This window comes from Terribacillus saccharophilus (assembly GCF_002272075.1).
GTDB classification, from domain to species: Bacteria; Bacillota; Bacilli; order Bacillales; family Amphibacillaceae; genus Terribacillus; species Terribacillus saccharophilus_A.
The window spans coordinates 1-20,802 of sequence record NZ_NPBJ01000003.1 but is presented as its reverse complement, the minus strand read 5'-3'; the positions used below and the strand labels follow the sequence as shown (position 1 = coordinate 20,802).

The following is a 20,802-nucleotide window of genomic DNA, read 5'->3' as shown; positions in this document are numbered from 1 at the left end:
TTTGCGCTTTTCTTATGCATGATTTATATAAGCTAAAACAGCTTCGACTCCATGTCCCAATGCCTTTTCATCAGGCTGCAACTTACTATGATGCAATCCATAAGGTGAATCGACTCCTAACCAAAACATAAATCCGGGAATTTCCTTCAACATATAGCCAAAATCCTCCCCAGTCATTGCCGGCGGAGCTTCCTTATACGTCAAGGAAGTTTTTGCTATAACTTCTCGGAATGCTTCCACCTTGGTTCCGTCGTTATACACCTGGTAATAATTCGAACCATAATCTATCTCAATCTGACAATTATGGCTGATCTCCAGTCCTCTTGCCTGCTGCTCGATATGCTGCTTCACCAGGGCAATAGCTTCCGGATCCATCGTTCTGATTGTTCCTTCCAAGCGAGCAGTCTCAGCGATTGTGTTCTGCACAAATCCACTTTCCATCTTCCCGATTGTTATGACGGCACTTTGCAGTGGATCCAAATTACGCGCTACTATCCCCTGCATATTCGTTACAAAAGTACTAGCCGCCACAACCATATCTTTCGTCAAATGCGGATATGCAGCATGTCCGCCTTTCCCTTTGAAGTCAAGGAAAAGCTCACTTGTATTAGCGAATAACAATCCCGTTCTGGAGGAAACAGTACCAACTGGCAGCTCAGGAGCAATGTGAAGAGCGAATATTTCATCCGGCCACCACTCTTTCAAAATGCCGCTTTGTATAAGCGGCAGAGCTCCTCCCGGACCTTCCTCTGCAGGCTGAAAAATAAATACGACGTTTTGTGCAGGCTGATCTTTAGCACAAGCAGTCAATGCTCCTAAAGCAATTGTCATATGCAGATCGTGCCCACAGGCATGCATACGGCCGTTGTGCTCAGATTGATATAGCAGTCCGGTGGCTTCCGTAATCGGCAATCCATCGATATCAGTACGATATGCGATCGTTTTTGATCCGACAGATCCGGTGACTCTCACGACAATACCAGTCCGCCAAGTTTTTATTTCTAAATATTCCTGAGGAAGTTCGCCGATGTAATCCAGTAAATATGCCTGTGTCTTTTCTTCCTGGAATCCAAGTTCGGGTATACGATGCAAATCCCGTCTGATCTGTATCAATGTATCTTCCATGCAATCACCTGCTTTATTTGATAATAAAAAAAGGAGCAGCAGCTGCTCCTTTTTCCTTGTTAGTTCAATTTACGAAGTTCCTGACGAATCTCTGTTTTTGCTTTCGTCTGGTCATCGATTTCTTTCAATACACGTGCTGGTGTTCCGCCAACAAGTGTATTTGGAGCTACATCTTCTGTCACGATTGCGCCAGCAGCAACAACCGCTCCTTTACCTACTGTAACGCCTTCCAATACAACAACGTTAGCACCGATGACAACATCATCTTCGATGACAACTGGTTTTGCAGAAGGTGGTTCGATAACACCTGCCAAGACAGTACCAGCTCCGATGTGGCAGTTTTTACCAACAGTTGCTCGTCCGCCCATCACGACGTTCATATCGATCATTGTACCTTCACCGATAACAGAACCAATGTTGATGGAAGCCCCCATCATGATAACAGCTCCATCGCCGATTTCCACTTGGTCACGGATGACAACTCCTGGCTCGATGCGGGCATTGATTCCCTTCAAGTCTAATAGAGGAATCGCAGAGTTTCGGCGGTCATTCTCGATGACATAATCCTCAATTGCTTCTGTATCTGTCAAGAAACCTTCCAACTCGCTCCATTCGCCGAATAGAACTGCTGTGTTCGCTTCAGGGAAAGCTTTTACGCTTTCTGGGTAAGCTAGCGTGTCCAGGCCTTTTCCTTTTACATATACTTTAACTGGTGTAGATTTTTTACTATTCGAAATGAAAGAGATGATTTCATTTGCGTCCATCATTTTCACGGTTTTTGCCTCCTATGTAACAACGTATGGAATTACTTTATCAAAAGTTTTACTAATCAACAAGCTTTTTCGGCCATCTGGCTGTTCGCCGGAAACACGTCATCAGACATTGGTCTTATCGCCGGTTGGATGGTAATGCACTTGTTCATGCAAGTACCTGTTCATTTTTTTGAGAATCGCCCTTCGAGTCAGGATGCCCTCGAAGTATCCTTCCTCATCAAGCACACAAAGAAAAGCGTGGTTCACCACAGCTTTCAATGCTGTTAGAAACGAATCCGACTTTTTCAATACGGGTACATCTGGCAGCATCGTTTCCGACACTTTAATTTCAGAAAGCTTCTCCATCTCGAATCTCTCCATACCGAGAACTTCATTCAGGATTGCTGTCTTCGATATCATGCCCTGCAGTCTATACGTATGATCAAGTACGGGAATGACCGAATAACCTGATTTAACAAGCACGAGCAAAGCGTGCTCCAACGGGTTATTCAATTGAACATGAGCAACTTTTTCAGACTCGATCATCAAGTCCTCTACCGTTATTCCAGTGAGTTCCTGCAACTCTAATTTTGCCATTCGATCTCTCCTTTTGTCAGCGGCAATAGAAGGAGGTCAATCACCTATACCAGTTTACCACAACCCACTGCAGGCTACCAATTTCGACAACGTCCGCAATGTGTCACATTTGGGCATCTGCACCATAAAATATTTCCAGGATTGACTCTGTTTTTATGGTGAAAAGCTAGAAAAAGCATTATACTGAAACAAAGCAGAAATGAGGTAAATAATTGGAAACTTATATTTTCACGAAAAAAGAAGAAGCAGCTCACTCCATCACGCATGGGTTCGGTGCTTTACTGAGTATCGCAGCGCTTGTTGTTGCGGTAGTCTTGGCCAGCTTTACGAAGGATCCATGGATCATCGTCTCTGTTACGATTTATGGAACAACGATGCTGCTCATGTATCTCTCTTCGACTATCGTCCACGCCTTGCCCGAGGGAAAAGTGAAGGATATTTTCCAGATTATCGATCACGCAGCTATCTATCTTTTCATCGCTGGTACCTATACACCCTTACTGCTGATCGGCCTCAGAAGCTCACTCGGTTGGACCATTTTTAGCATCGTTTGGGGCATTGCACTTGGAGGAATCATCTTTAAGATTTTCTTTGTCAAGAAATTCTTGATCATGTCTACAGTCTTCTATCTATTGATGGGCTGGATGATCGTCCTAGTATGGGAACCAATGCTGGCGGCGCTGCCGCATCAGACGATTCTTTATTTGGCTATTGGCGGCCTTTTCTATACAATTGGTGCTGTGTTCTATGTTTGGCGAAAGATTCCCTACCATCACGTTGTATGGCATTTGTTCGTGCTGGCAGGCTCGGCGTTCCATTTCTTCGCCATCCTGTTCATCATCTAATTAAAAAAGGCATTCTCTCCATTGTATTGGGGAAGAGTGCCTTTATTACGGATAAAAGAAGGTGCATGATTGTTATGAATAAGAATTGGATTTCAGCTGCTGCGGGAACTATTGTTGCCGCAGCTGGCCTTGGATATATGTATGCACGACATATAGAACCAGCAAAACTGGTGACTAAGTCATATACACTTACTAGTGAAAGGCTACCGAAATCTTTCCATGGACTGAAAATTGTTCAGTTCAGTGATTTGCATTTAGGTTATCATTATTCCATTAGGAAGCTTAAACGTTTAGTACGTCATATTCAAGAACAGCAAGCAGACGTCATTGTATTTACTGGCGATTTTGCCGATCGTCCGATCCGACTGAAATGGAAGCAAGAGATTGTCGATTGCTTAACGACACTTCAGGCTCCATTCGGAAAGTACTGGATATATGGCAACCATGATTATCGTGACGAAAGTGAAGCAATTGTTGCGAAGTATATGAAAGCTGGAGGATTCACTGCCCTGCACAACACAGCTACATTCCTAAAACGCGGACAGGAACATATCGTTCTGGCTGGCATTGATGATGTCATCCGAAGTACACCGAACCTGCATGCAGCGACTCGTCATAGCGATGAAGATTCCTTTACCATCCTGTTGGCACATGAACCGGATTTAGCTGAGAATGTCAGACATTTACCTGTTGACGTTCAATTATCCGGCCACTCGCATGGCGGCCAGGTGCGAATTCCTTTTTACGGCGAAGTGATTGTACCTCCATATGGCAGACGATATGTGGATAGTCATTATGAAGTCGGTTCACGACCCTTGCATGTCTTCGTCTCAAGAGGTGTCGGCACGACCAGGATGCCAATTCGTTTTGCATGTCCGCCAGAAATATCAATACTTACCCTGCAGCATGGACCAAAGCATGTCGAGCTTAAATAAGAAAGAGCTTGCCAAGCGTACAGCTTTTCTGTACTATAGTACCATTCTCCGATAGGGTCAATTCCTACAATAGGAGGTTTAATCGCATGAAAGTGAACTGGACATTAGAGGATATAGCAAAAGCGTTGTTCGTTGTCAATCGGCACGCAAAAACAGCTTCTGATCCAAGCCACTTATATCAATTAAAGAAACAAACAGTAGCAAAACTGCTGGAACAGAACAAAGCAAAGAAAATTGGCCTGCATTTCTCGGAACACCCTAAACTCAGCAGGCAGCACTCTACCATGCTGGTACAAATAGCAGACTATTACTTTCATATCCCGGCTGCAAAGGAAGATTTCAAAACACTGCCGCATCTTGGAGAATTGGACAAGACCTTTCGGAACCCGAGGCCAAACCTCTCCCTTTCTCAAGCAAAGCGGATCCTTTCCAGCTATTTGGATTTACCTCAGCAGGATACCAAACCAAAACAGCAGACACCTGTGAGCAGATCGGCATATTATACTCCATCCTCACTTGGTCAGTTCACCTGGCCAGAAAAGAAAAAGCGTCGCAGCTAAGGGACTGACCCCTACGCTGTACACTTTTTCTTCTTTTCCGCTACAATAGTAAATAATCTAAATAAGATAAGCACACTGCAAACCAAGGTCATTACCAGGAGGAGATTTCCTTCTAAAGATTCCCACTGCAGCCAACCGATACGATGTAAATAATCCAATACCACATGCGCACATAATACAGATAAAAAATAGTACCACTGCTTTCTTACGAGCCATCTGATACTGAAGAATATAACTGCAAATACAGATAGAATGCCCAACAGACTCATTATAGGTAAAATCATCAACGCCATACCTCCTCTCAATAGTTTCGACTAAAAATAAAGCACCTAAACAAAAAAAGAATCCCTTTAGCGGCCGGGATTCCTTTGTATTCTCACACTATGTTATAATGTATCAATCGTTATTCCATATGATCAGCCGGAATGCCATATCTATCATCGAGCGACTCTTCAATCTTAAGCATTGCCTGATCATCCTGTAATAACTCATTTTTGTTTTGCGTGATCAATTCTTCTAAAGAAAGCTTGCGGGGTCTCATAATTATTAGCCTCCCTATATATTTTCCTTTAGCTATTCCCAATACTATCACGTTATAATCAAAATTGTTTGAACATTATGTTAAGAAAGTATGACAATGGAGGATCTCAGATGGAACATCTTATCAATCCACGCGTTACAAACATACAAATCTCCGGCATTCGCCGCTTTTACAATCTTGTTGCAGATAAAGAGGATATGATCAGTCTGACGATTGGACAGCCTGACTTCCCTACTCCGCTTCATGTCAAGGAAGCAGGAATCGATGCTATCCGTTCTGACAAGACGACGTATACACCAAATGCTGGTTTAATGCCTTTACGTCAGGCAATCAGTGAATTTTACACAAAATACGCTCCACCATACCGTCCGGCAGAAGAAATCATCGTCACAGTTGGAGCATCACAAGCTATTGATATCACGCTGCGGACTATTCTGCAGCCAGAAGATGAAGTAATTTTACCCGGTCCAGTTTATCCTGGTTATGAACCGCTTATTTCGCTGGCGGGAGGAAAGCCTGTTCTGGCAGATACAACCGGAAATGGATTTAAATTGACGGCTTCCATATTGAAACAATACATTACACCAAAGACGAAATGTGTCATCCTGCCGTATCCATCCAACCCGACTGGAGTAACACTTACATATGATGACTTGGAAGAGATTGCGGACTTTTTAGCTGACAAGGAAATATTCATATTATCAGACGAGATCTACAGTGAGTTGACGTACGATGAGACACATATATCGATTGCCAGTTTCCCACAGGTTAGAGATAAGACGATCATTATTAACGGCTTGAGTAAATCCCATTCCATGACCGGCTGGCGAATCGGATTTACTTTGGCACCCGCATGGCTGAGCACGCATATGCTCAAAGTTCATCAATACAACGCTACTTGCGCAACTTCTGTCAGCCAGTATGCTGCAATTGAAGCACTGACGAGTGGTTTGGACGATCCAGTCAACATGCGCGAAGCATATCGTGCACGCAGGGACTACTGCTTGGAGCGATTGAAAAACATGGGATTGACTGTTGAGAAACCAAATGGGGCTTTCTATATTTTCCCGAAATTCCCGATCAAGGAAATGACGTCATTGGAACTTGGTTTGGCACTAGTGGAGAAAGCAGGTCTTGCTATCGTACCAGGAGACGCATTCTCTTATCTTGGAGAAGGGTATATGCGGCTTTCATATGCGTACAATATGGAGCTGCTCCAAGAAGGCATGGATCGACTGGAACGTTTCCTAACTTCTAATAAGTTGCTATAAGAAAAAGGACAGGTCGGGGTACCTGTCCTTTTTTATATCTTTCTTTTTGCTTCATATAAATTTAGCAGCTTGTCCAATTCCTGGCTTTTAGCAATGGATTCACTGCTTGTAAAACCTTTCTCAAATGCTACTTCTGCCATCTGCTCACGCAGTACCTCGATCTGCTGCGTCAGCCTATTAAGATTGATTAGTTTGTTTGAGTGCTGCAGACAATATCTGGCGTGTTCAGGCAATATCATTTGATCACCATTATCCCTCATTAGTTACAAATCTTTTCCATAACTTATCATGCCAAAAGATCGAATGAAAGTAAAGTTTAACAAGCACTTTTCACACTTTTTACATAAGTAACTGACAAGCTTCCTCCTTCTTTCCTATCATTCGTCAAAAGACGACGGAACGAAATTAGAACTTTATTCATAAAGGCAACAGTCGTCCTTTTTACAGAACAATAATACGCGATGGAAATAGTATTGGAAAATGGGCTAACGACTATACCCCTTCTAGCTCTGCGCCATATAGTAAGGTGTAAGCTTTAGGAGGTGAAACAGAATGGGTTACGGATACGGTGGCTTCGGCGGTTTCGGCGGCGGAGGCGGAGGTTACGAGTGTGGTTGTGACAACAAAGGCGGCTACGGCGGCGGCGGCAATGGTTGCGGCAATGGCTTTGCTTTGATCGTAGTACTTTTCATCTTGTTGATTATTGTTGGTGCAGCGTTCTACTGCTAATACCAAAAAAAAGACGGCATCCTAAGCGGATGCCGTCTTTTTTTTAACCAATAATGATTCGCTCTTTAGGATAGTGGAAGTTAGCTGTCTGTGAATTTCGCTGCAAGGAATACAAGAACGTCAGAATACCGACACGCCCAAGAAACATGAGTAACATCAAAACAATCTTACTTGTATCACTCAGCTCCGGTGTAATGCCGAGACTTAGGCCGACCGTCCCGAACGCACTGCATACTTCAAATAGTATTTCAGTCAGCGAAAATGGCTCAATGGAGGCAAGAATCACAGCTGAGGTGAATACTAAAATCATGCCGAAGATCGTCACATTAATTGCCTTGAAAAGATCTTCCGGGTGAATTTCCCGCCGCAGGACAGTAATTTGCTTGTTCCCTCTGGCAAAGTGGTAAAGCGCAATAACAACCAATGCCAAGGTGGTAGTACGGATACCTCCTCCGGCACTGCTAGGAGAAGCTCCGACAAACATTAGTGCAGACATGAACAGCTGGTTTTGTTCTGTCAGCTGCGCAATGTCCATTGTTGCAAGTCCCCCACTTCGAGTCGTCACCGATTGGAAAAGGGAGTAAAATAGTATCTCGTGCCAGGATTTCCCTACAAAGAAATTCCTGGAATCAAGCAATGCAATAATGATTGCACCAGCAAAAATAAGTACCATAAAAGTAATTGTTGTTAGCTTAGCGAATAAAGAAAATCGGATAAAAGTGCGCTCATCCTTAGAAGCAAAGATATACTGCTTCACCTCAATCAGAACCGGAAAACCGATTGCTCCTAGAACTATGAGCAGCATATGTATGAATTGCACGAAATAATCATGTCGAAAAGGAATAAGTGACTGTCCAGTTATATCAAAGCCGCCGTTGGTCGTCGCGCTAATTGAAGCAAATAAACCTTGAAAATAAGCTTCACCCGCTGTAGGGAAATATTGCAGATAATAAGTACCTAGGACAAGGAATCCAATCAGTTCTATCGACAAGACAACAACCAGAATTTGTCGCATAAGATAAACTGCTCCGCGAAACGATACTTGATTCTGATCAACCATGATCAGTCTCCGTTCCTTGAAACCAATTTTCTTACCAAACAGCAGCCACACAAACGTCCCTAGTGTCATGACGCCAATTCCGCCCAACTGCATCGTGAAGGCTATAAAAATGATGCCAGTCGTGTTGAAATATTCATTAATCGGAACAGAAGCAAGTCCTGTAACGCTAATGGCGCTGACAGCCGTAAATAATACATCTACGAAGGATATATCAGTTCCTTCTTTATGTGCCACTGGCAATGCCAATAAGCACGTAGAAATAACCACAGCAGCTAAATAAAACAAGATGATCAATCTGGTTGGCGAAATGTTATTGAGCCATCGCCAACGCGGGTCATAGGTACGCATACAAGTGCTCCTTTAAAAGTACGTTTCGTTTCAAATGTAGTCTATTATAGCAGGCATATTGGAGAATAGCTCTCTTTTTCAAGCGCACTCACTCCGTGGTTCCGGCTCCGCTGGTCAAAATCTCTTCCTCTTCCATTCCTTCTTGACGCATTCTTTTTATTGAAGCGAACAGTTCCGATTTTTCTTCCCTTGCAAGCGTGCCCTTCATGATTACATTCCCTTCATCACCTAAATCATTCACTTCCTGTACTTGAACAAGGAACATTGCCGGACGGTTTTCTGGTTTTGTGATTCGCACTTGGGCAAGCAGTACTTTTCGGTCTTCAGATATTTCTTGTACGCTTTCCAAATCTGCTTTGCCGAGAACCGCTTCCAGCACCCATTCGTTATCTTCTTCTTTATTGATGATTAACCCCTCTGACAGTTTCATTTCTTTCTCATTTAATGACACTTGATCTGTCGGATATAAAGTCAGCTCTACCAGTTTAAATGTTTTCACAAATAACCTCTCCTTTTAACATGTCCAATTAAGTCTTTTTCTCTATCTTATCAGAACTTTTCCGATCCGTATGTATTGTGTATAGGATGTTTTCTGTGCATAGTGCCAGGGTACAGAGTTAGGATATTGCCAGGAAGGATGATATTTATGCATAAACTGGATTTAATCGTAATAGGCTCTGGCGTAAGTGGTCACAGCACGGCTTCAGCAGCTAGAAAAAAGGGTTGGACTGTAGCCGTTATTGATGATAAACCATTTGGAGGTACATGCCCTCAATGGGGATGTGATCCAAAGAAAGTACTGATTGAAACAGTTAAAATCCAGGATGCTTTTGAGCGGATGAAGGGTTTTGGTTTGACTGGAGATGCACAGCTAGATTGGAGCAAGCTACGCGAACATAAGGAGACATTCACGAAACCTATTCCCGAATCGACTGTCGAAGAATTCGAAAATGACGGCATCGAGGTGTACCAAGGACACGCACAATTTATTGATGATCATACAATAGAGGTTAACGGAGAAAGACTTCAAGCTGCGTATATTCTAATCGCTTCAGGGGCTTCCCCCACTAAACTGCCGATAGATGGATACGAAAATCTCATTTCAAGTGATGCTTTTTTTGAGCTCGATGATTTACCTCAGGAATTGGTGCTAATCGGTGGAGGATATATCAGTTTTGAATTTGCACATATTGCTGTCCGTTTTAATCGAAAAGTAACCATTATTCATCGTGGAGAACGTCCTCTGGAAGGATTTGATGAGGATGTCGTCAATCATTTGGTCGACTACAGTAAAAAACTTGGCATCGATATTAGAACGAATACGGAGCTGGAAGCTGTAGAACAGCAAGGGAATGCATTCACCGTTTCCATCCGTTCTGAAAACAACATAGAACAGCTATCTGCTGATATCGTCATTCACGGTGCTGGCAGAGCACCAAATGTCCAAGATATGGGTCTGGATCAGACATCCATTTCTTATAGCAAGAAGGGTATTAAGGTAGATAAAAATCAGCAAAGTATATCAGCACCTCATATTTACGCTGCAGGAGATTGTGCTGATGATGGGAAGCTCCCCCTTACACCGCTGGCTACAGAATCCGGAAGCCGTGTTATTAATCACATGCTGGAAGGGAAACAGCAGGATGATTTCAATCATATTCAGCCTTCCGTTGTTTATACTATTCCTGGAATTGCTTCAGTTGGTGTATCAGCAGACGAAGCTCTAAAATCTCAGGACAAGTATTCTGTCATCGAACAAGATTTGAGCTCTTTCTTCACAAATAAGACGACAAGACTGGAAGAAGGATACAGCAAAATCATTTTGAATAAAGAAAAACAAACTATTGTCGGTGCGCATTTGTATGCAGCTCATGCTGAACATTTAATTAATGTCTTTACATTGGCAATTGAAATGGAAGCACCAGTTAAAATACTGCAGTCTTTGCTTTGGGCTTATCCGACAGCGGATAGCGATATTCCTAGCATGCTTCAGTGAACAAGAAAAAACCGCCATATCTGGCGGTTTTCTTATGCTTTATATGCTTTTACATAATATACTTCTTCATTAAAGTCTCCTTGCGTCACTTCGAATCCAGCCTTAGTCAATTTATCTGCAAGCAGATCCGCGCTGTGATCTCTGCTGTAGCCGAGAGCTACCATAATACCCTTTTCAATTGTAACTCTGTACATTTCCTGTGCTGCAAGCTCGGGGTCATCTGTATTATCCAACACAAATGCTGCAAGACCTCGTTGGAAGGATGCGTCGGGGAAATTCAGCCTGCCTAATCCGCTAGGCATCCGGTCGATATTCGCCAGCGTTTCCTCCTCTGCACGAAGGGCTAATTCTTCTAATAAAGTTTCGTCTTTCTCCAGGGCTGTGACGCGATCTTTTGTTTTATGTGCGATAGGAATAACCAGTTCCCCATTTCCAGCACCAAAGACTATCACTTTTTCTCCGCCTTCTATTTCCAACAGCCCCACCACTTCTGCTGCGGAAACTTCTGTTGTTTTATTCGCCATACAACTCTCTCCTTTTGAATCAATTAGTTCTGTATTGCCCTCCCAATGCGAAAGCTAAACGTATCTTCCCTATGCTCTCACGCATTAACATTTTCTATCCTGAATCTAAAAAGGACAGCTGATCCATTCAGCTGTCCTTTCAACTCGTATATTTGCCCGTTTGAATTTTGCGGTCAATAAAGTAACATAGATCTCCTATTTTCGGAAAGCGTTCAAATTCCATATTAGCAGGATTCTCTGCATCAACCAGCGGGATATCCCAATAACGCAGCAATTCATAATAACTTCTCAAAAATAGCTCGCGATTACCATTATATATTTCAGACAAATCAGAAGCTGTCGTTTTGAAAGCATATTCAGGAAGTACATTCTCCGTATGTTTATCTATATATTTAACGACAGTAAGATAGATTTCGTATTCGATGCCTTTCATTTTGGCGACCTGACATAAACATTTCTTAGTTTTAACTTGATCCATATCAATAATATCTGCCATATTGTTTCCTCCTCACCCGGACTGGAAACCTCAATTTACATTCAGTTTATCACAACACACAGCGTCTGTATGCCGATTTTCAGATAAATAGTCATACTATATTGAATTTTTGTAACTATTATTGTTGGTTTTATTTTCTAGCCAGCGGGTAGATATTTAGTACATCAAATTAGCTTAAAAAGGAGAATTCAACATGAAACCATATTTAAAAGAGTACACAAACGATGAAAAGCTGCAAGAAGACATTCAACTTTTAAGCACAAAAGGCGTAAACAAAGATAACATCTATGTATTGTCACATGATGATGACAGAACGAAACGTGTATCCAGTAAAGTGGATGCCAATACGATTGGATTATCCGAGATGGGAGCTAAAAGTGCTGTAGGCAGCATGTTCAGTAAACAAGGTGATGAACTACGTGCGAAATTGAAGGAAATCGGTTTTTCTCAGGAAGAAGCTGAGGATTTTGAAGAGGATCTCGATGAAGGGAAAATCTTCTTGATTGTCACAGAAACAGACAACGTCGAAGGCTTGCTAATCTAAATGGAAAGGCACTGTCCAATGAGACAGTGCCTTTTTTTATTTCTTTGGTAAGATAAGTTTCGGTTGAGCCAAAACCAAAATCAGAATAACAATAATGCTGGCTATAAAGCTTGGCAGCAAGTAGGAGCCATTATATATAAGCGAGTATGCCCAAACCGTTTGTCCAGGAGCAGCTGCAGATCCGAAAAAGACCATTCCTCCTACAAAATGCGCAGCGAACCGCCCGATACTGCCAATCAATGTTCCGATGATTAAGAACCCAATAAGCTTAGTTCGGTTATTTTCTTTTGCCGCTTTACGCGCTGGACCAGCTGTTACAGCTGCCAGTCCAACTAAAGTGAAGGCCAAAGGATAATCTAAAAAACCTTGGACAACATGTATTATATAAGGGCCGGTGACTAACTGCAGCAATCCTACAACTAACCCTGTTGTAAGTCCGCCTTTCCACCCCCAGCGAAATGCCATTAAGAATATCGGAACCATTTGCAAGGAGATACTGCCTCCCTGCGCCCATGCTTTGAATGAGAATAAGTCCAGTACGAATGCGAGTGCGGCAAATATTGCCACCTCTACTAAAAATAAAACCTTGCTTCTTGATTGCATATTTTTTCTCCCCTAATAAAAGAATGCAACAAAAAAACAATGCTGCAGAGGGATCTCTTCCGATGGCCCAAAGTGCATTGTTTCCCCATCAAAGAAGCTACATCCCTACGCGAGTGCTAACTCACAGGTTCGAAGGGTCTGGACATATGTCCATCTCAGCCAAAATGGCTCCCCCTGCAGGCTTATTTGTACCGTTTTGTTTTCTGTTGTCTATCCATTATATAGAAAATTGATAGCGCTAGCAAGAAATATTAATATTTCCACTAGATGAAATATTACCCAAGTGCTAATTTTAGCAATTTTATTACTTTTACTTCATCTAACGAAATTGTTTGAATTCGAGAAAAACTATGACGTATAATGGACAATGTTCTAAAAAAGGGAGGATTCAAAATGGATACACCAGCTACAATCCCACAAGGGAAGAAGCATCCAAAGGGATTGTATCTTCTCTTCTTCACAGAAATGTGGGAAAGATATAGCTACTATGGCATGCGTGCTGTACTGATGCTTTACTTAACTGCTGCAGCTATTAGCGGTGGATTAGGAATGAATACGCAACAAGCCGCAATAATTTATGGTTTGTACACAGGAATTATCTACTTCACACCAATTATCGGTGGTTACTTGACTGACAAGTATATCGGCCTGCGTACTGCTATCACTATTGGTGGCGTAACGATGGCGATCGGAGATTTCACAATATTCCTATTCAACAATCAGTGGGGATTATACATCGGTATGTTGTTCCTCATACTTGGTAACGGGTTCTTCAAACCGAATATCTCAACACATGTTGGTGAGTTGTATCACCCGATGGATAAACGTAAAGATGCTGCATTCACCATCTTCTACATGGGCATCAACATCGGTGCATTCTTCTCTCCTCTAATTGCAGGATTTCTTGCAGAGGATCTTTTCCATACGACTGATGCTGCCGGTATCGAACACTTTGGCTTCAAATGGGCCTTCTTGGCATCTTCCATTGGTATGGTCATCGGCCAATTGATCTTCAGCACTTTGGGTAAGAAATATTTAGGTGATATCGGAACAAAACCTGCGCGATCTAATATTTCTGCTGATGGCGTTCCAGCCAAAATGACTGCTGCTGACAAGAAACGTACAGGTGCAGTATTAATTTTAGCTGTATTCATCATTTTCTTCTGGGCTGGCTTCGAACAAGCAGGTACTTCCCTAACACTATATACGAGAGATTTTATTGATCGAAACATTGGCGGTTACACTATACCAGTTTCCTGGTTCCAATCAGTGAACCCACTGTTCATTGTCATCCTTGCACCAATCATTTCTGCTATTTGGCTGAAATTGAGTAAATCAAAACGCGGAGATTTTCGGACAACGACAAAAATGTCCATGGGTATGATTCTATTAGGATTAGGATTTATGATCTTAGTTCCAGCAGTACTATATACAGGCAGTGACGAAGGAGATATTGTTCATAGAGCTAATATTCTATTCATCGTCTTCACCTACCTGTTCCACACATTAGGTGAACTATGTTTATCACCTGTTGGTCTATCGATGGTAAGCCGAGTAGCACCAGTGAAAATTGCTTCTCTATTGATGGGTGTCTGGATGGCCGCAACTGGTATTGCCAGCCTTATCGCTGGACAGCTTGCTGCATTGACAGAATCACTCGGTTATGTAGAGATTTTCAGTATAATCGGTGCAGTCGCTATCGTAGTAGGTCTAATCCTGCTAGCTGTTTCCAAGAAACTGCAATCCATGCTGGATGCACGAGACTAAACCTAAAAGCACAGTTCCTTACGGGAGCTGTGTTTTTTATATGTATTCCTTCTCTTTCGCTATGTAGACTGCTTGTGAACGGTTCTGTGCTCCCAGCTTATCCAGAAGTTCCGAAAAATAGTTCCGGATGGTGCCTGGTGACAAAAACAGTTCAGCTGCTATTTGTTTTGTTGAGAAGCCTTTTTCCGCAAGAGAAAGGATTTTCATTTCTCGTTCACTTAGCGGGTTATCAACGCCTTGTACAAATTGATACGTTATCTCTGGACTAATTACCGTGCGTCCGTGATACACAATATCCCTCACTGCATGAGCCAGTTGCTCACTTGGCGTATCCTTTAGCAAATAACCCTCAACCTTCATTTTCATAGCTTCTTTAACATAAGCAGCCGTAGAAAAGGTAGTAAGCAGCAGCATCTTCTCTTTACGGCTGTTTTGCCGCATTTGCTTGACCACTTCCAAGCCATCATATTTAGGCATTTCAATATCGAGGATTAGTAAATCGAAAGTTTGCGTTTGAAGTGCTTGCAATACTTCCTCACCATTGGCAGCTTGTTTGATGACAACGAAATCTTCTTCAAGATCGAGCATCGCCGCCATGGCACCTCGAAGCATATTCTGATCATCCGCCAACAGCAAACGAATCATTACTATTTCCTCCTTCGGTTTGCATAGGAACTTTTACTATCAAGTGCAAGCCGCCATTTATCCGCTTATGAAAATGGGCTTCCCCCTTCATTAGACTGACTCTTTTTCTAATTCCATCTAAGCCGTTTCCGTCTTGTGACAGCATATTATCATAGCCGCCATTGTCCTCCACCTGTAAATGCAGATAGTTATTAGATTGTATAACTCGGATTTTACAAACGGTAGCGTTACTATGACGAATGACATTTGTGACAGCTTCTTTGAGTATATAGGCAATCATTGTTTCCTTTGAACTGTCTTCTATCGAAGAAATTTGCTGTTCTAATTCAGGAGCAATACCAGCTTCTTTTAATCTAAGCTGCGCTGCTTCCACTTCCTCCTGCAAAGATACAAAACGCAAATCGCTCACGATTTCCCGCATTTCTTGAAGCAGGGATCGAGATAACTGCTGGATATCATCTAATTCCTGTTCTGCCCGCTCTTGATTCTTGTATAAAAGCTTCTTCGATATATCACTTTTCACTGAGATCGTTGATAACGTCTGTCCTACTGTATCATGCAGATCACGTGCAATTCTGTCCCGTTCTCGCTCTTTTATTAATTCCTCCACTTGCTTTTTTGTGTCAGCAAGCTCCTCATTTACTGCCTCCCATTTGCGGTACCACTTTTCTTGTACTTTCCAAACTGCTGGTGTAATGAGACTGATCAGGATACCGGGAGAAATATATCCCCATGTCCAATCATGAATCCCATATATATCCGTAAGCAGCATGATGCCTGTAACAGCATTAACAATTAAATAACCAGTCCAGAACTTAGCTGGACTTTTCACTGCATAAAGCATATTAATCGCATATAAGAGCAAATAGAAAAAATCCTGTTCGATAAAAAAAATTAAATATGCTACTAGTATGGTTAAGACAATTGCTGAAGAAAAAGTCCGTTCTGGCCTCCAATAAATTTCCCTATAACAGAAAAAGATGACAACCATTACTAAGAGAGGGATCCAGAATCGAAAACCTTGCTCTCCAATCAAATACAGTAAAGTGAAGTAGTAATAGGCAAGCCAAAGATGAGGTATATAGCCATCTTCTTCCGGAAACAGGCGGAATTTCTTCACGTAGTCAGCTCCTTTGCCTATACTGTAAAATCATTGCACCTATAAATAATACCAAAAAATAACAGGTAAGAATTATAATATTGAAAATTTCAATACCCTCTCCTGAGGCTATAGTCCAAGCACCCCGTGCAAACAAGTATGATGGCAGCCATTCACCAATCATTTGCACCCAGTTCGGAAATGTTTGCAGCGGCATCCAGAGACCTCCTAAAATAGCTAGTCCTAACACTACTATATTGGCGGTCACAGATGCAGTCTCAACCTTTCTAGACTGAGCAATCAAGATTCCGATTGTTAGAAATAGAATCGATCCAGCAAGCAGCCATAAACTAGTCATTATCCATTCTTCCAAGGGGCGATCAAATTGTTTCCATGCATTTACAACAAGGAAAAACAAAGAAACAATGAGTGTGTTCAGCAAAAGCTGCGTGATAATACGAGAAATGAAATACTGTGATGGCGTAAGAGGGTGGGTAAACAAATAGTCCATCCAAGTTTGCATGCGATCATACATTATTTGAATACCAAATGTTTGCACAGAAGTTACTACTAAACTGTAACAGGTCATGGAAATGAGAAAATAATAATCAAATTCAATTCCGTCGACAGCCGCACCTCTATTAATGTAAGTAAATAGGATATAAAAAATGAAAGGCATTAGTAAAGAGAAACATAGAAAGTATCTATCTTTTATCATTCTTTGGAGTTCCATCCCCACTGTTACAACAATAGATTTCATGTGCCAACTTCCTCTCTTTCCAGTCCCTCAACATACTGCTCAAGAGTATCACCTTTTATCTCAAGCTGCGTAAATTTGATATTATGCTGGATTAGCAACTGCAGTTCTTTATCCGCGTCTTCCGTCAGCTTTTGGTATAAGCCTTCCTGCTGTGTATATCCCATAGAGAGTAAAAAACCTTTATACTTGAAATCGGTTCGGAAGCTTATTGACTTTCTATCCAGCATTATATCCTCAATTGGACGGTCGACTTTTATAACTCCATCCTCCAGATATAATAATCGATCGGCAAGCTCTTCTGCTTCTAACAGAATATGTGTCGTTACTAAAACACTGATTCCTTCTGCACGTACGTCTAACAACCGCTTGCGAAATTGCCGTTTAGCTTCCAAATCCATACCGGCTGTTGGTTCATCCATGATTAGCAGCTTTGGCTTAACTGCAACAGCAAGCTGGAATAATAGACGTTTCATCTGACCGGTACTTAAATTCCCTGTCAGTACCTTTTTTTTCGGTTCCAGTCCTGCATCCTGTAAAACTGTAAGGACCTGTACTCTTTTGCCATGCAAAGAAAGCACATACGAAGCGAACTGATAGACTGTTAAATTTCCAATCATAGAAGGTGCTTGTGGTACATACCCAATATGAGGCTTTTTGCCTTTCCATTCCATACTTCCTCGATCTTGTTTCAGCATTTGTAAAACTATTTTTAGCAAAGTAGACTTACCCGCCCCATTCGCACCTAGCAGGAGAATGCTCTCACCCTCAGCTATTTGGAAAGTAATATCTCTCAGCACCTGCTGTCCTTTAAATGATTTGCTAACGTGATTTATCCTTAGCATAACCCCACCTCCTGCTATCAGAATAACAAGATAGATTACAAGGAGTAAGGAAGTAATGTCATGAAAAAGAATGACAATTGTCATAAAAAAAGACCACTCTATTGAGTGGTCTCCCTTAATTATTCTGCAGTCAATCTCAAGAATTCCTCGATGTCCTGCTTGCAAACTTCGATAGCTTTAAGCCAGAATGCCTTATCGGTCAAATCCTCCTGTAAATGCTTCATCGCTAAGTCCTCAACCGTCATGCGGCCAGTATCCTCAAGTAAAGCATTATAGGAACGTTCAAAGTCTTCCGGATTTTCTGCTGCTTTTGCGTAAATACCTGTGCTGAACAAATATCCGAATGTATACGGGAAATTATAGAACGGTACATCAGTTGCGTAGAAATGCAGCTTGGACGCCCAAAATGTCGGATCGTACTCATCTAGCTGGTCATTATATGCTTCTTTCTGAGCATCGACCATCAACTCACGCAAGCGTGCAGCAGATACGAGTCCATTTTTGCGTTCTTCATAGAATCTTGTCTCGAACAAGAATCTCGCATGGATATTCATGAAGAAAGCAATGCTACGTTGGATTTTTTCCTCGATCAACGCGATTTTCTCATCCTTCGTCGCAGCTTCTCTGACTGCAGCATCGGAGACTATTAATTCTGCCAATGTGGAAGCTGTTTCCGCTACGTTCATAGCATATTGCTGATTCAGCTGCTCTACATCATTCATTGCGTAGCTATGATACGCATGACCTAATTCATGCGCAAGCGTTGACACATTTGAAGCTGTTCCACTGAAAGTCATGAAAATACGACTTTCTTTCTTTTCTGGAAAACTGGTACAAAAGCCGCCAGGGCGTTTGCTATTACGATCTTCCGCTTCAATCCATCGCTTTTCAAATGCTTGCTGTGAGAAATCAGCCATTTGGCTACTGTATGTCCGGAAATTCTTCACAATGAAGTCAGCAGCTTCGTCGTATGATACATGTTTTGTCGCAGAGGAGAGCGGCGCATCGATATCATACCAGCTCAATTTTTCCAGACCAAGGATCTCCGCTTTTCGCTGCAGGTATTTTACGAATGAATCCTTCTCATCCGAAATAGCTCCCCACATAGCATCCAGCGTCTCTTGGGACATACGGTTATAAGCCAGCGGCTCTTTCAGCACACTGTCCCATTTACGATGCTTGTATGTCTGAAGACGGAATCCAGCTAGATGATTAATTGTTTCTGCAAAAAAATCTTCTTTTTCTGTCCAAGCCTCTTGCATTCTAGCAAACACATGCTGCCTTACCTTGCGATCAGGTGCATCTAATTTGTTGGCAGCTTGACCAACAGAATAGGATTTCTCCTCCCCATCGATTTTCAACGGTACCTGGATGCTGCCGACAATCGTATCATACATGCCTCCCCAACCGTGGTAGCCATCAATCGCCAAATCATTCAGCAATACTTCTTGTTTCGGTGAAAGCTTCTCAGCAGCCTCTTTTTTGCGTTCATCAAGAACGAATGCATAATTGATCAATTCCGGCTGCTCCAGCAACTGCTCCCATGTCTGCTGCGGCACTTGTGTGATGACTTGATCCACACCCGTAAGCGTTCCGCTGTAAGCAGCCATGAGTTCATCTTTCTTCCCAGACCATTGCTTTGCTTTTTTGTCTGTAACATCCTGTGCTACCAGACACTCAACGAATGCAACAACCTCGAATACATGTTTAGCAGATGTTTCCCACTTCTCAACGATACGTACCAAGCCAGAAGTATCTTCAGCTTGATCAGGTACTTGAAAATCTTCTAGAGCCTGTTTCCAATCATTTAAAGCTTGATCTGCTTTCTCAGCGAATTCCGCAAGTGCAGAAGAGTCACTGCCACCAGGGAAAATTGCATCCAGATCCCATGTTTGTCCGTACTTATTTGTCATATGTATACCTCCTTGAAACTACCTTTCTATTATACGCTTTGGTATATTAACTGAAAAGTTTTAGTGTTCGATATTTTTCAGCAATACTCTCAAAAGGAAAAGGCCATAGCACCTTAGCTATGGCCTTTCACTGTTATACAAAACGTGTACCATTCAGATTACGAGTTTCCACTGAGGCGGATGTGATATTTGCTACTGGGACCACGTTTACACTTATTGTATAGGTAGCGGTTCCAGTGGTTGGAACCACGTCTACAAATGTGTTCGATACAAGAATTCGCTGCGTCCCTGCTCCTTGACCAGTTCTGGTAATTATAACCTGTTCAAGAATAGTTGCACCTCTTCGCAATGTAGTTGTGATAGAGACTGACCAGTTGGCAGTTGTCACAACAGAAATCTGTGCAATTGAATCCAGTTTTTCGTTGTTACCTGCCACTACTGTTGGTGTAATTGTATTTATTGTTGTATCTGTACTAAGGGGTAAAGGAAGAGTTGCCGTCACTTGGTTTGCCGCAAGAGCGCTAACAGAAGGCAAAGCGCTACCTGTATTTCCAGTTGCTCCGGTGATTCCCGTTGATCCTGTTAAACCAGTCGGTCCTGTGATTCCGGCTGCTCCAGTTGGACCGGTGATTCCCGCTACTCCGGTTGGTCCCGTGATTCCGGCTGCTCCGGTTGGACCGGTGATTCCGGCTGCTCCGGTTGGACCGGTGATTCCCGCTACTCCGGTTGGTCCCGTGATTCCGGCTGCTCCGGTTGGGCCTGTAATTCCGGCTGCTCCGGTTGGACCGGTTGCTCCTGCTGCTCCAGTCGGGCCCGTGATTCCGGCTGCTCCGGTCGGGCCCGTTAATCC

23 protein-coding genes, 2 pseudogenes and 1 riboswitch are annotated in these 20,802 nt (G+C 42.5%); of the genes and pseudogenes, 8 read left to right on the top strand and 17 right to left on the bottom strand.

Going from position 1 to position 20,802, the window contains the following annotated elements:
• Positions 1–12 precede the first annotated feature (12 nt).
• The 3 genes from CHH48_RS00820 to cbpB form a co-directional block, all read right to left on the bottom strand.
• On the bottom strand, positions 13–1,125 hold the full coding sequence (locus tag CHH48_RS00820) for an N-acetyldiaminopimelate deacetylase (RefSeq protein WP_095217473.1): 1,113 nt from the start codon (positions 1,123–1,125) through the stop codon (positions 13–15).
• A 59-nt stretch (positions 1,126–1,184) separates the two neighbouring features.
• A complete protein-coding gene (gene dapD, locus CHH48_RS00815) occupies positions 1,185–1,898 on the bottom strand; it encodes a 2,3,4,5-tetrahydropyridine-2,6-dicarboxylate N-acetyltransferase (RefSeq protein ID WP_175073261.1) in 714 nt (237 codons plus the stop codon).
• A 102-nt stretch (positions 1,899–2,000) separates the two neighbouring features.
• The gene (gene cbpB, locus CHH48_RS00810; protein ID WP_095217472.1) at positions 2,001–2,474 is read right to left on the bottom strand and encodes a cyclic-di-AMP-binding protein CbpB; all 474 of its coding nucleotides are present in this window, start codon (positions 2,472–2,474) and stop codon (positions 2,001–2,003) included.
• A 212-nt stretch (positions 2,475–2,686) separates the two neighbouring features.
• Between cbpB and trhA the strand changes: the two genes are divergently transcribed.
• The 3 genes from trhA (at position 2,687) to CHH48_RS00795 (ending at position 4,814) form a co-directional block, all read left to right on the top strand.
• Complete coding sequence (gene trhA, locus CHH48_RS00805) at positions 2,687–3,319, top strand: PAQR family membrane homeostasis protein TrhA (RefSeq protein ID WP_095217471.1); 633 nt, start codon at positions 2,687–2,689, stop codon at positions 3,317–3,319.
• Positions 3,320–3,393: 74 nt separating this feature from the next.
• On the top strand, positions 3,394–4,254 hold the full coding sequence (locus CHH48_RS00800; RefSeq protein WP_176466337.1) for a metallophosphoesterase: 861 nt from the start codon (positions 3,394–3,396) through the stop codon (positions 4,252–4,254).
• 86 nt (positions 4,255–4,340) lie between these two features.
• A complete protein-coding gene (locus tag CHH48_RS00795; protein WP_095217469.1) occupies positions 4,341–4,814 on the top strand; it encodes a YkyB family protein in 474 nt (157 codons plus the stop codon).
• A gap of 11 nt (positions 4,815–4,825) precedes the next feature.
• Here the strand turns inward: CHH48_RS00795 and CHH48_RS00790 are convergent, their stop codons facing one another.
• The gene (locus CHH48_RS00790) at positions 4,826–5,098 is read right to left on the bottom strand and encodes a hypothetical protein (RefSeq protein ID WP_095217468.1); all 273 of its coding nucleotides are present in this window, start codon (positions 5,096–5,098) and stop codon (positions 4,826–4,828) included.
• Between the two features lie 119 nt (positions 5,099–5,217).
• On the bottom strand, positions 5,218–5,355 hold the full coding sequence (locus tag CHH48_RS00785) for an FbpB family small basic protein (RefSeq protein ID WP_095217467.1): 138 nt from the start codon (positions 5,353–5,355) through the stop codon (positions 5,218–5,220).
• A gap of 110 nt (positions 5,356–5,465) precedes the next feature.
• Between CHH48_RS00785 and CHH48_RS00780 the strand changes: the two genes are divergently transcribed.
• Positions 5,466–6,626 (top strand): aminotransferase A, encoded by a 1,161-nt coding sequence (locus CHH48_RS00780; protein WP_095217466.1) that lies wholly within the window; start codon positions 5,466–5,468, stop codon positions 6,624–6,626.
• 32 nt (positions 6,627–6,658) lie between these two features.
• Here CHH48_RS00780 and CHH48_RS00775 read toward each other — a convergent pair whose 3' ends face one another.
• Positions 6,659–6,886, bottom strand: a complete 228-nt coding sequence (locus tag CHH48_RS00775) for an aspartyl-phosphate phosphatase Spo0E family protein (RefSeq protein ID WP_306452922.1) — start codon at positions 6,884–6,886, stop codon at positions 6,659–6,661.
• A 391-nt stretch (positions 6,887–7,277) separates the two neighbouring features.
• Between CHH48_RS00775 and CHH48_RS19995 the strand changes: the two are divergent.
• Positions 7,278–7,355: pseudogene (locus CHH48_RS19995) on the top strand (YjcZ family sporulation protein); the annotation flags it as partial.
• 43 nt (positions 7,356–7,398) lie between these two features.
• Here CHH48_RS19995 and CHH48_RS00765 read toward each other — a convergent pair.
• Entirely contained in the window at positions 7,399–8,763 is a 1,365-nt protein-coding gene (locus CHH48_RS00765; protein ID WP_095217464.1) for a TrkH family potassium uptake protein, read from the bottom strand.
• A gap of 88 nt (positions 8,764–8,851) precedes the next feature.
• Positions 8,852–9,262 carry a YwpF family protein gene (locus CHH48_RS00760; RefSeq protein ID WP_095217463.1) on the bottom strand — a complete coding sequence of 137 codons (411 nt, stop codon included), beginning with the start codon at positions 9,260–9,262 and terminating at the stop codon, positions 8,852–8,854.
• Positions 9,263–9,409: 147 nt separating this feature from the next.
• Between CHH48_RS00760 and CHH48_RS00755 the strand changes: the two genes are divergently transcribed.
• Positions 9,410–10,759, top strand: coding sequence for a dihydrolipoyl dehydrogenase family protein (locus tag CHH48_RS00755; RefSeq protein ID WP_175075021.1), 1,350 nt, complete (start codon positions 9,410–9,412; stop codon positions 10,757–10,759).
• A gap of 32 nt (positions 10,760–10,791) precedes the next feature.
• Here the strand turns inward: CHH48_RS00755 and CHH48_RS00750 are convergent, their stop codons facing one another.
• Together CHH48_RS00750 and CHH48_RS00745 are read right to left on the bottom strand one after the other, a co-directional pair.
• Positions 10,792–11,283: a class I SAM-dependent methyltransferase gene (locus tag CHH48_RS00750; protein ID WP_095217461.1), complete on the bottom strand. Its 492-nt coding sequence runs from the start codon at positions 11,281–11,283 to the stop codon at positions 10,792–10,794.
• 139 nt (positions 11,284–11,422) lie between these two features.
• Positions 11,423–11,779, bottom strand: a complete 357-nt coding sequence (locus tag CHH48_RS00745) for a hypothetical protein (RefSeq protein ID WP_095217460.1) — start codon at positions 11,777–11,779, stop codon at positions 11,423–11,425.
• Between the two features lie 193 nt (positions 11,780–11,972).
• Here CHH48_RS00745 and CHH48_RS00740 point away from each other — a divergent pair, with 193 nt between their 5' ends.
• Complete coding sequence (locus CHH48_RS00740; RefSeq protein ID WP_095217459.1) at positions 11,973–12,323, top strand: general stress protein; 351 nt, start codon at positions 11,973–11,975, stop codon at positions 12,321–12,323.
• A 36-nt stretch (positions 12,324–12,359) separates the two neighbouring features.
• On the opposite strand, the gene thiT is transcribed toward CHH48_RS00740, so the two are convergent.
• The gene (thiT, locus tag CHH48_RS00735; RefSeq protein ID WP_095217458.1) at positions 12,360–12,926 is read right to left on the bottom strand and encodes an energy-coupled thiamine transporter ThiT; all 567 of its coding nucleotides are present in this window, start codon (positions 12,924–12,926) and stop codon (positions 12,360–12,362) included.
• Positions 12,927–13,011: 85 nt separating this feature from the next.
• Positions 13,012–13,111, bottom strand: a riboswitch (TPP riboswitch).
• 208 nt (positions 13,112–13,319) lie between these two features.
• Here thiT and CHH48_RS00730 point away from each other — a divergent pair.
• Positions 13,320–14,693, top strand: a complete 1,374-nt coding sequence (locus CHH48_RS00730; RefSeq protein ID WP_095217457.1) for a peptide MFS transporter — start codon at positions 13,320–13,322, stop codon at positions 14,691–14,693.
• Between the two features lie 36 nt (positions 14,694–14,729).
• On the opposite strand, the gene CHH48_RS00725 is transcribed toward CHH48_RS00730, so the two are convergent.
• The 6 genes and pseudogenes from CHH48_RS00725 to CHH48_RS19870 form a co-directional block, all read right to left on the bottom strand.
• Positions 14,730–15,338, bottom strand: a complete 609-nt coding sequence (locus CHH48_RS00725) for a response regulator transcription factor (RefSeq protein WP_095217456.1) — start codon at positions 15,336–15,338, stop codon at positions 14,730–14,732.
• Positions 15,313–16,458, bottom strand: a complete 1,146-nt coding sequence (locus tag CHH48_RS00720; protein ID WP_095217455.1) for a sensor histidine kinase — start codon at positions 16,456–16,458, stop codon at positions 15,313–15,315. The genes CHH48_RS00725 and CHH48_RS00720 overlap by 26 nt, the downstream gene beginning before the upstream one ends.
• A 4-nt stretch (positions 16,459–16,462) precedes the next feature.
• Positions 16,463–17,197, bottom strand: coding sequence for an ABC transporter permease (locus CHH48_RS00715; protein WP_095217454.1), 735 nt, complete (start codon positions 17,195–17,197; stop codon positions 16,463–16,465).
• On the bottom strand, positions 17,194–18,039 hold the full coding sequence (locus CHH48_RS00710) for an ABC transporter ATP-binding protein (protein ID WP_176466336.1): 846 nt from the start codon (positions 18,037–18,039) through the stop codon (positions 17,194–17,196). Before CHH48_RS00710 ends, CHH48_RS00715 begins: the two co-directional genes overlap by 4 nt.
• A 119-nt stretch (positions 18,040–18,158) precedes the next feature.
• Positions 18,159–19,952: a M3 family oligoendopeptidase gene (locus CHH48_RS00705; RefSeq protein ID WP_095217452.1), complete on the bottom strand. Its 1,794-nt coding sequence runs from the start codon at positions 19,950–19,952 to the stop codon at positions 18,159–18,161.
• 133 nt (positions 19,953–20,085) lie between these two features.
• Positions 20,086–20,802: pseudogene (locus CHH48_RS19870) on the bottom strand (collagen-like triple helix repeat-containing protein); the annotation flags it as partial.

Excerpts from the sequence above, each read along its gene's own strand:
- CHH48_RS00820 (WP_095217473.1), bottom strand. The coding sequence starts at position 1,125 with ATGGAAGATACATTGATACAGATCAGACGGGATTTGCATCGTATACCC.
- cbpB (WP_095217472.1), bottom strand. The coding sequence starts at position 2,474 with ATGGCAAAATTAGAGTTGCAGGAACTCACTGGAATAACGGTAGAGGAC.
- CHH48_RS00800 (WP_176466337.1), top strand. The coding sequence starts at position 3,394 with ATGAATAAGAATTGGATTTCAGCTGCTGCGGGAACTATTGTTGCCGCA.
- CHH48_RS00795 (WP_095217469.1), top strand. The coding sequence starts at position 4,341 with ATGAAAGTGAACTGGACATTAGAGGATATAGCAAAAGCGTTGTTCGTT.
- CHH48_RS00790 (WP_095217468.1), bottom strand. The coding sequence starts at position 5,098 with ATGATTTTACCTATAATGAGTCTGTTGGGCATTCTATCTGTATTTGCA.
- CHH48_RS00785 (WP_095217467.1), bottom strand. The coding sequence starts at position 5,355 with ATGAGACCCCGCAAGCTTTCTTTAGAAGAATTGATCACGCAAAACAAA.
- CHH48_RS00780 (WP_095217466.1), top strand. The coding sequence starts at position 5,466 with ATGGAACATCTTATCAATCCACGCGTTACAAACATACAAATCTCCGGC.
- CHH48_RS00775 (WP_306452922.1), bottom strand. The coding sequence starts at position 6,886 with ATGAGGGATAATGGTGATCAAATGATATTGCCTGAACACGCCAGATAT.
- CHH48_RS00765 (WP_095217464.1), bottom strand. The coding sequence starts at position 8,763 with ATGCGTACCTATGACCCGCGTTGGCGATGGCTCAATAACATTTCGCCA.
- CHH48_RS00755 (WP_175075021.1), top strand. The coding sequence starts at position 9,410 with ATGCATAAACTGGATTTAATCGTAATAGGCTCTGGCGTAAGTGGTCAC.
- CHH48_RS00750 (WP_095217461.1), bottom strand. The coding sequence starts at position 11,283 with ATGGCGAATAAAACAACAGAAGTTTCCGCAGCAGAAGTGGTGGGGCTG.
- CHH48_RS00745 (WP_095217460.1), bottom strand. The coding sequence starts at position 11,779 with ATGGCAGATATTATTGATATGGATCAAGTTAAAACTAAGAAATGTTTA.
- CHH48_RS00740 (WP_095217459.1), top strand. The coding sequence starts at position 11,973 with ATGAAACCATATTTAAAAGAGTACACAAACGATGAAAAGCTGCAAGAA.
- thiT (WP_095217458.1), bottom strand. The coding sequence starts at position 12,926 with ATGCAATCAAGAAGCAAGGTTTTATTTTTAGTAGAGGTGGCAATATTT.
- CHH48_RS00730 (WP_095217457.1), top strand. The coding sequence starts at position 13,320 with ATGGATACACCAGCTACAATCCCACAAGGGAAGAAGCATCCAAAGGGA.
- CHH48_RS00725 (WP_095217456.1), bottom strand. The coding sequence starts at position 15,338 with ATGATTCGTTTGCTGTTGGCGGATGATCAGAATATGCTTCGAGGTGCC.
- CHH48_RS00715 (WP_095217454.1), bottom strand. The coding sequence starts at position 17,197 with ATGAAATCTATTGTTGTAACAGTGGGGATGGAACTCCAAAGAATGATA.
- CHH48_RS00710 (WP_176466336.1), bottom strand. The coding sequence starts at position 18,039 with ATGCTAAGGATAAATCACGTTAGCAAATCATTTAAAGGACAGCAGGTG.
- CHH48_RS00705 (WP_095217452.1), bottom strand. The coding sequence starts at position 19,952 with ATGACAAATAAGTACGGACAAACATGGGATCTGGATGCAATTTTCCCT.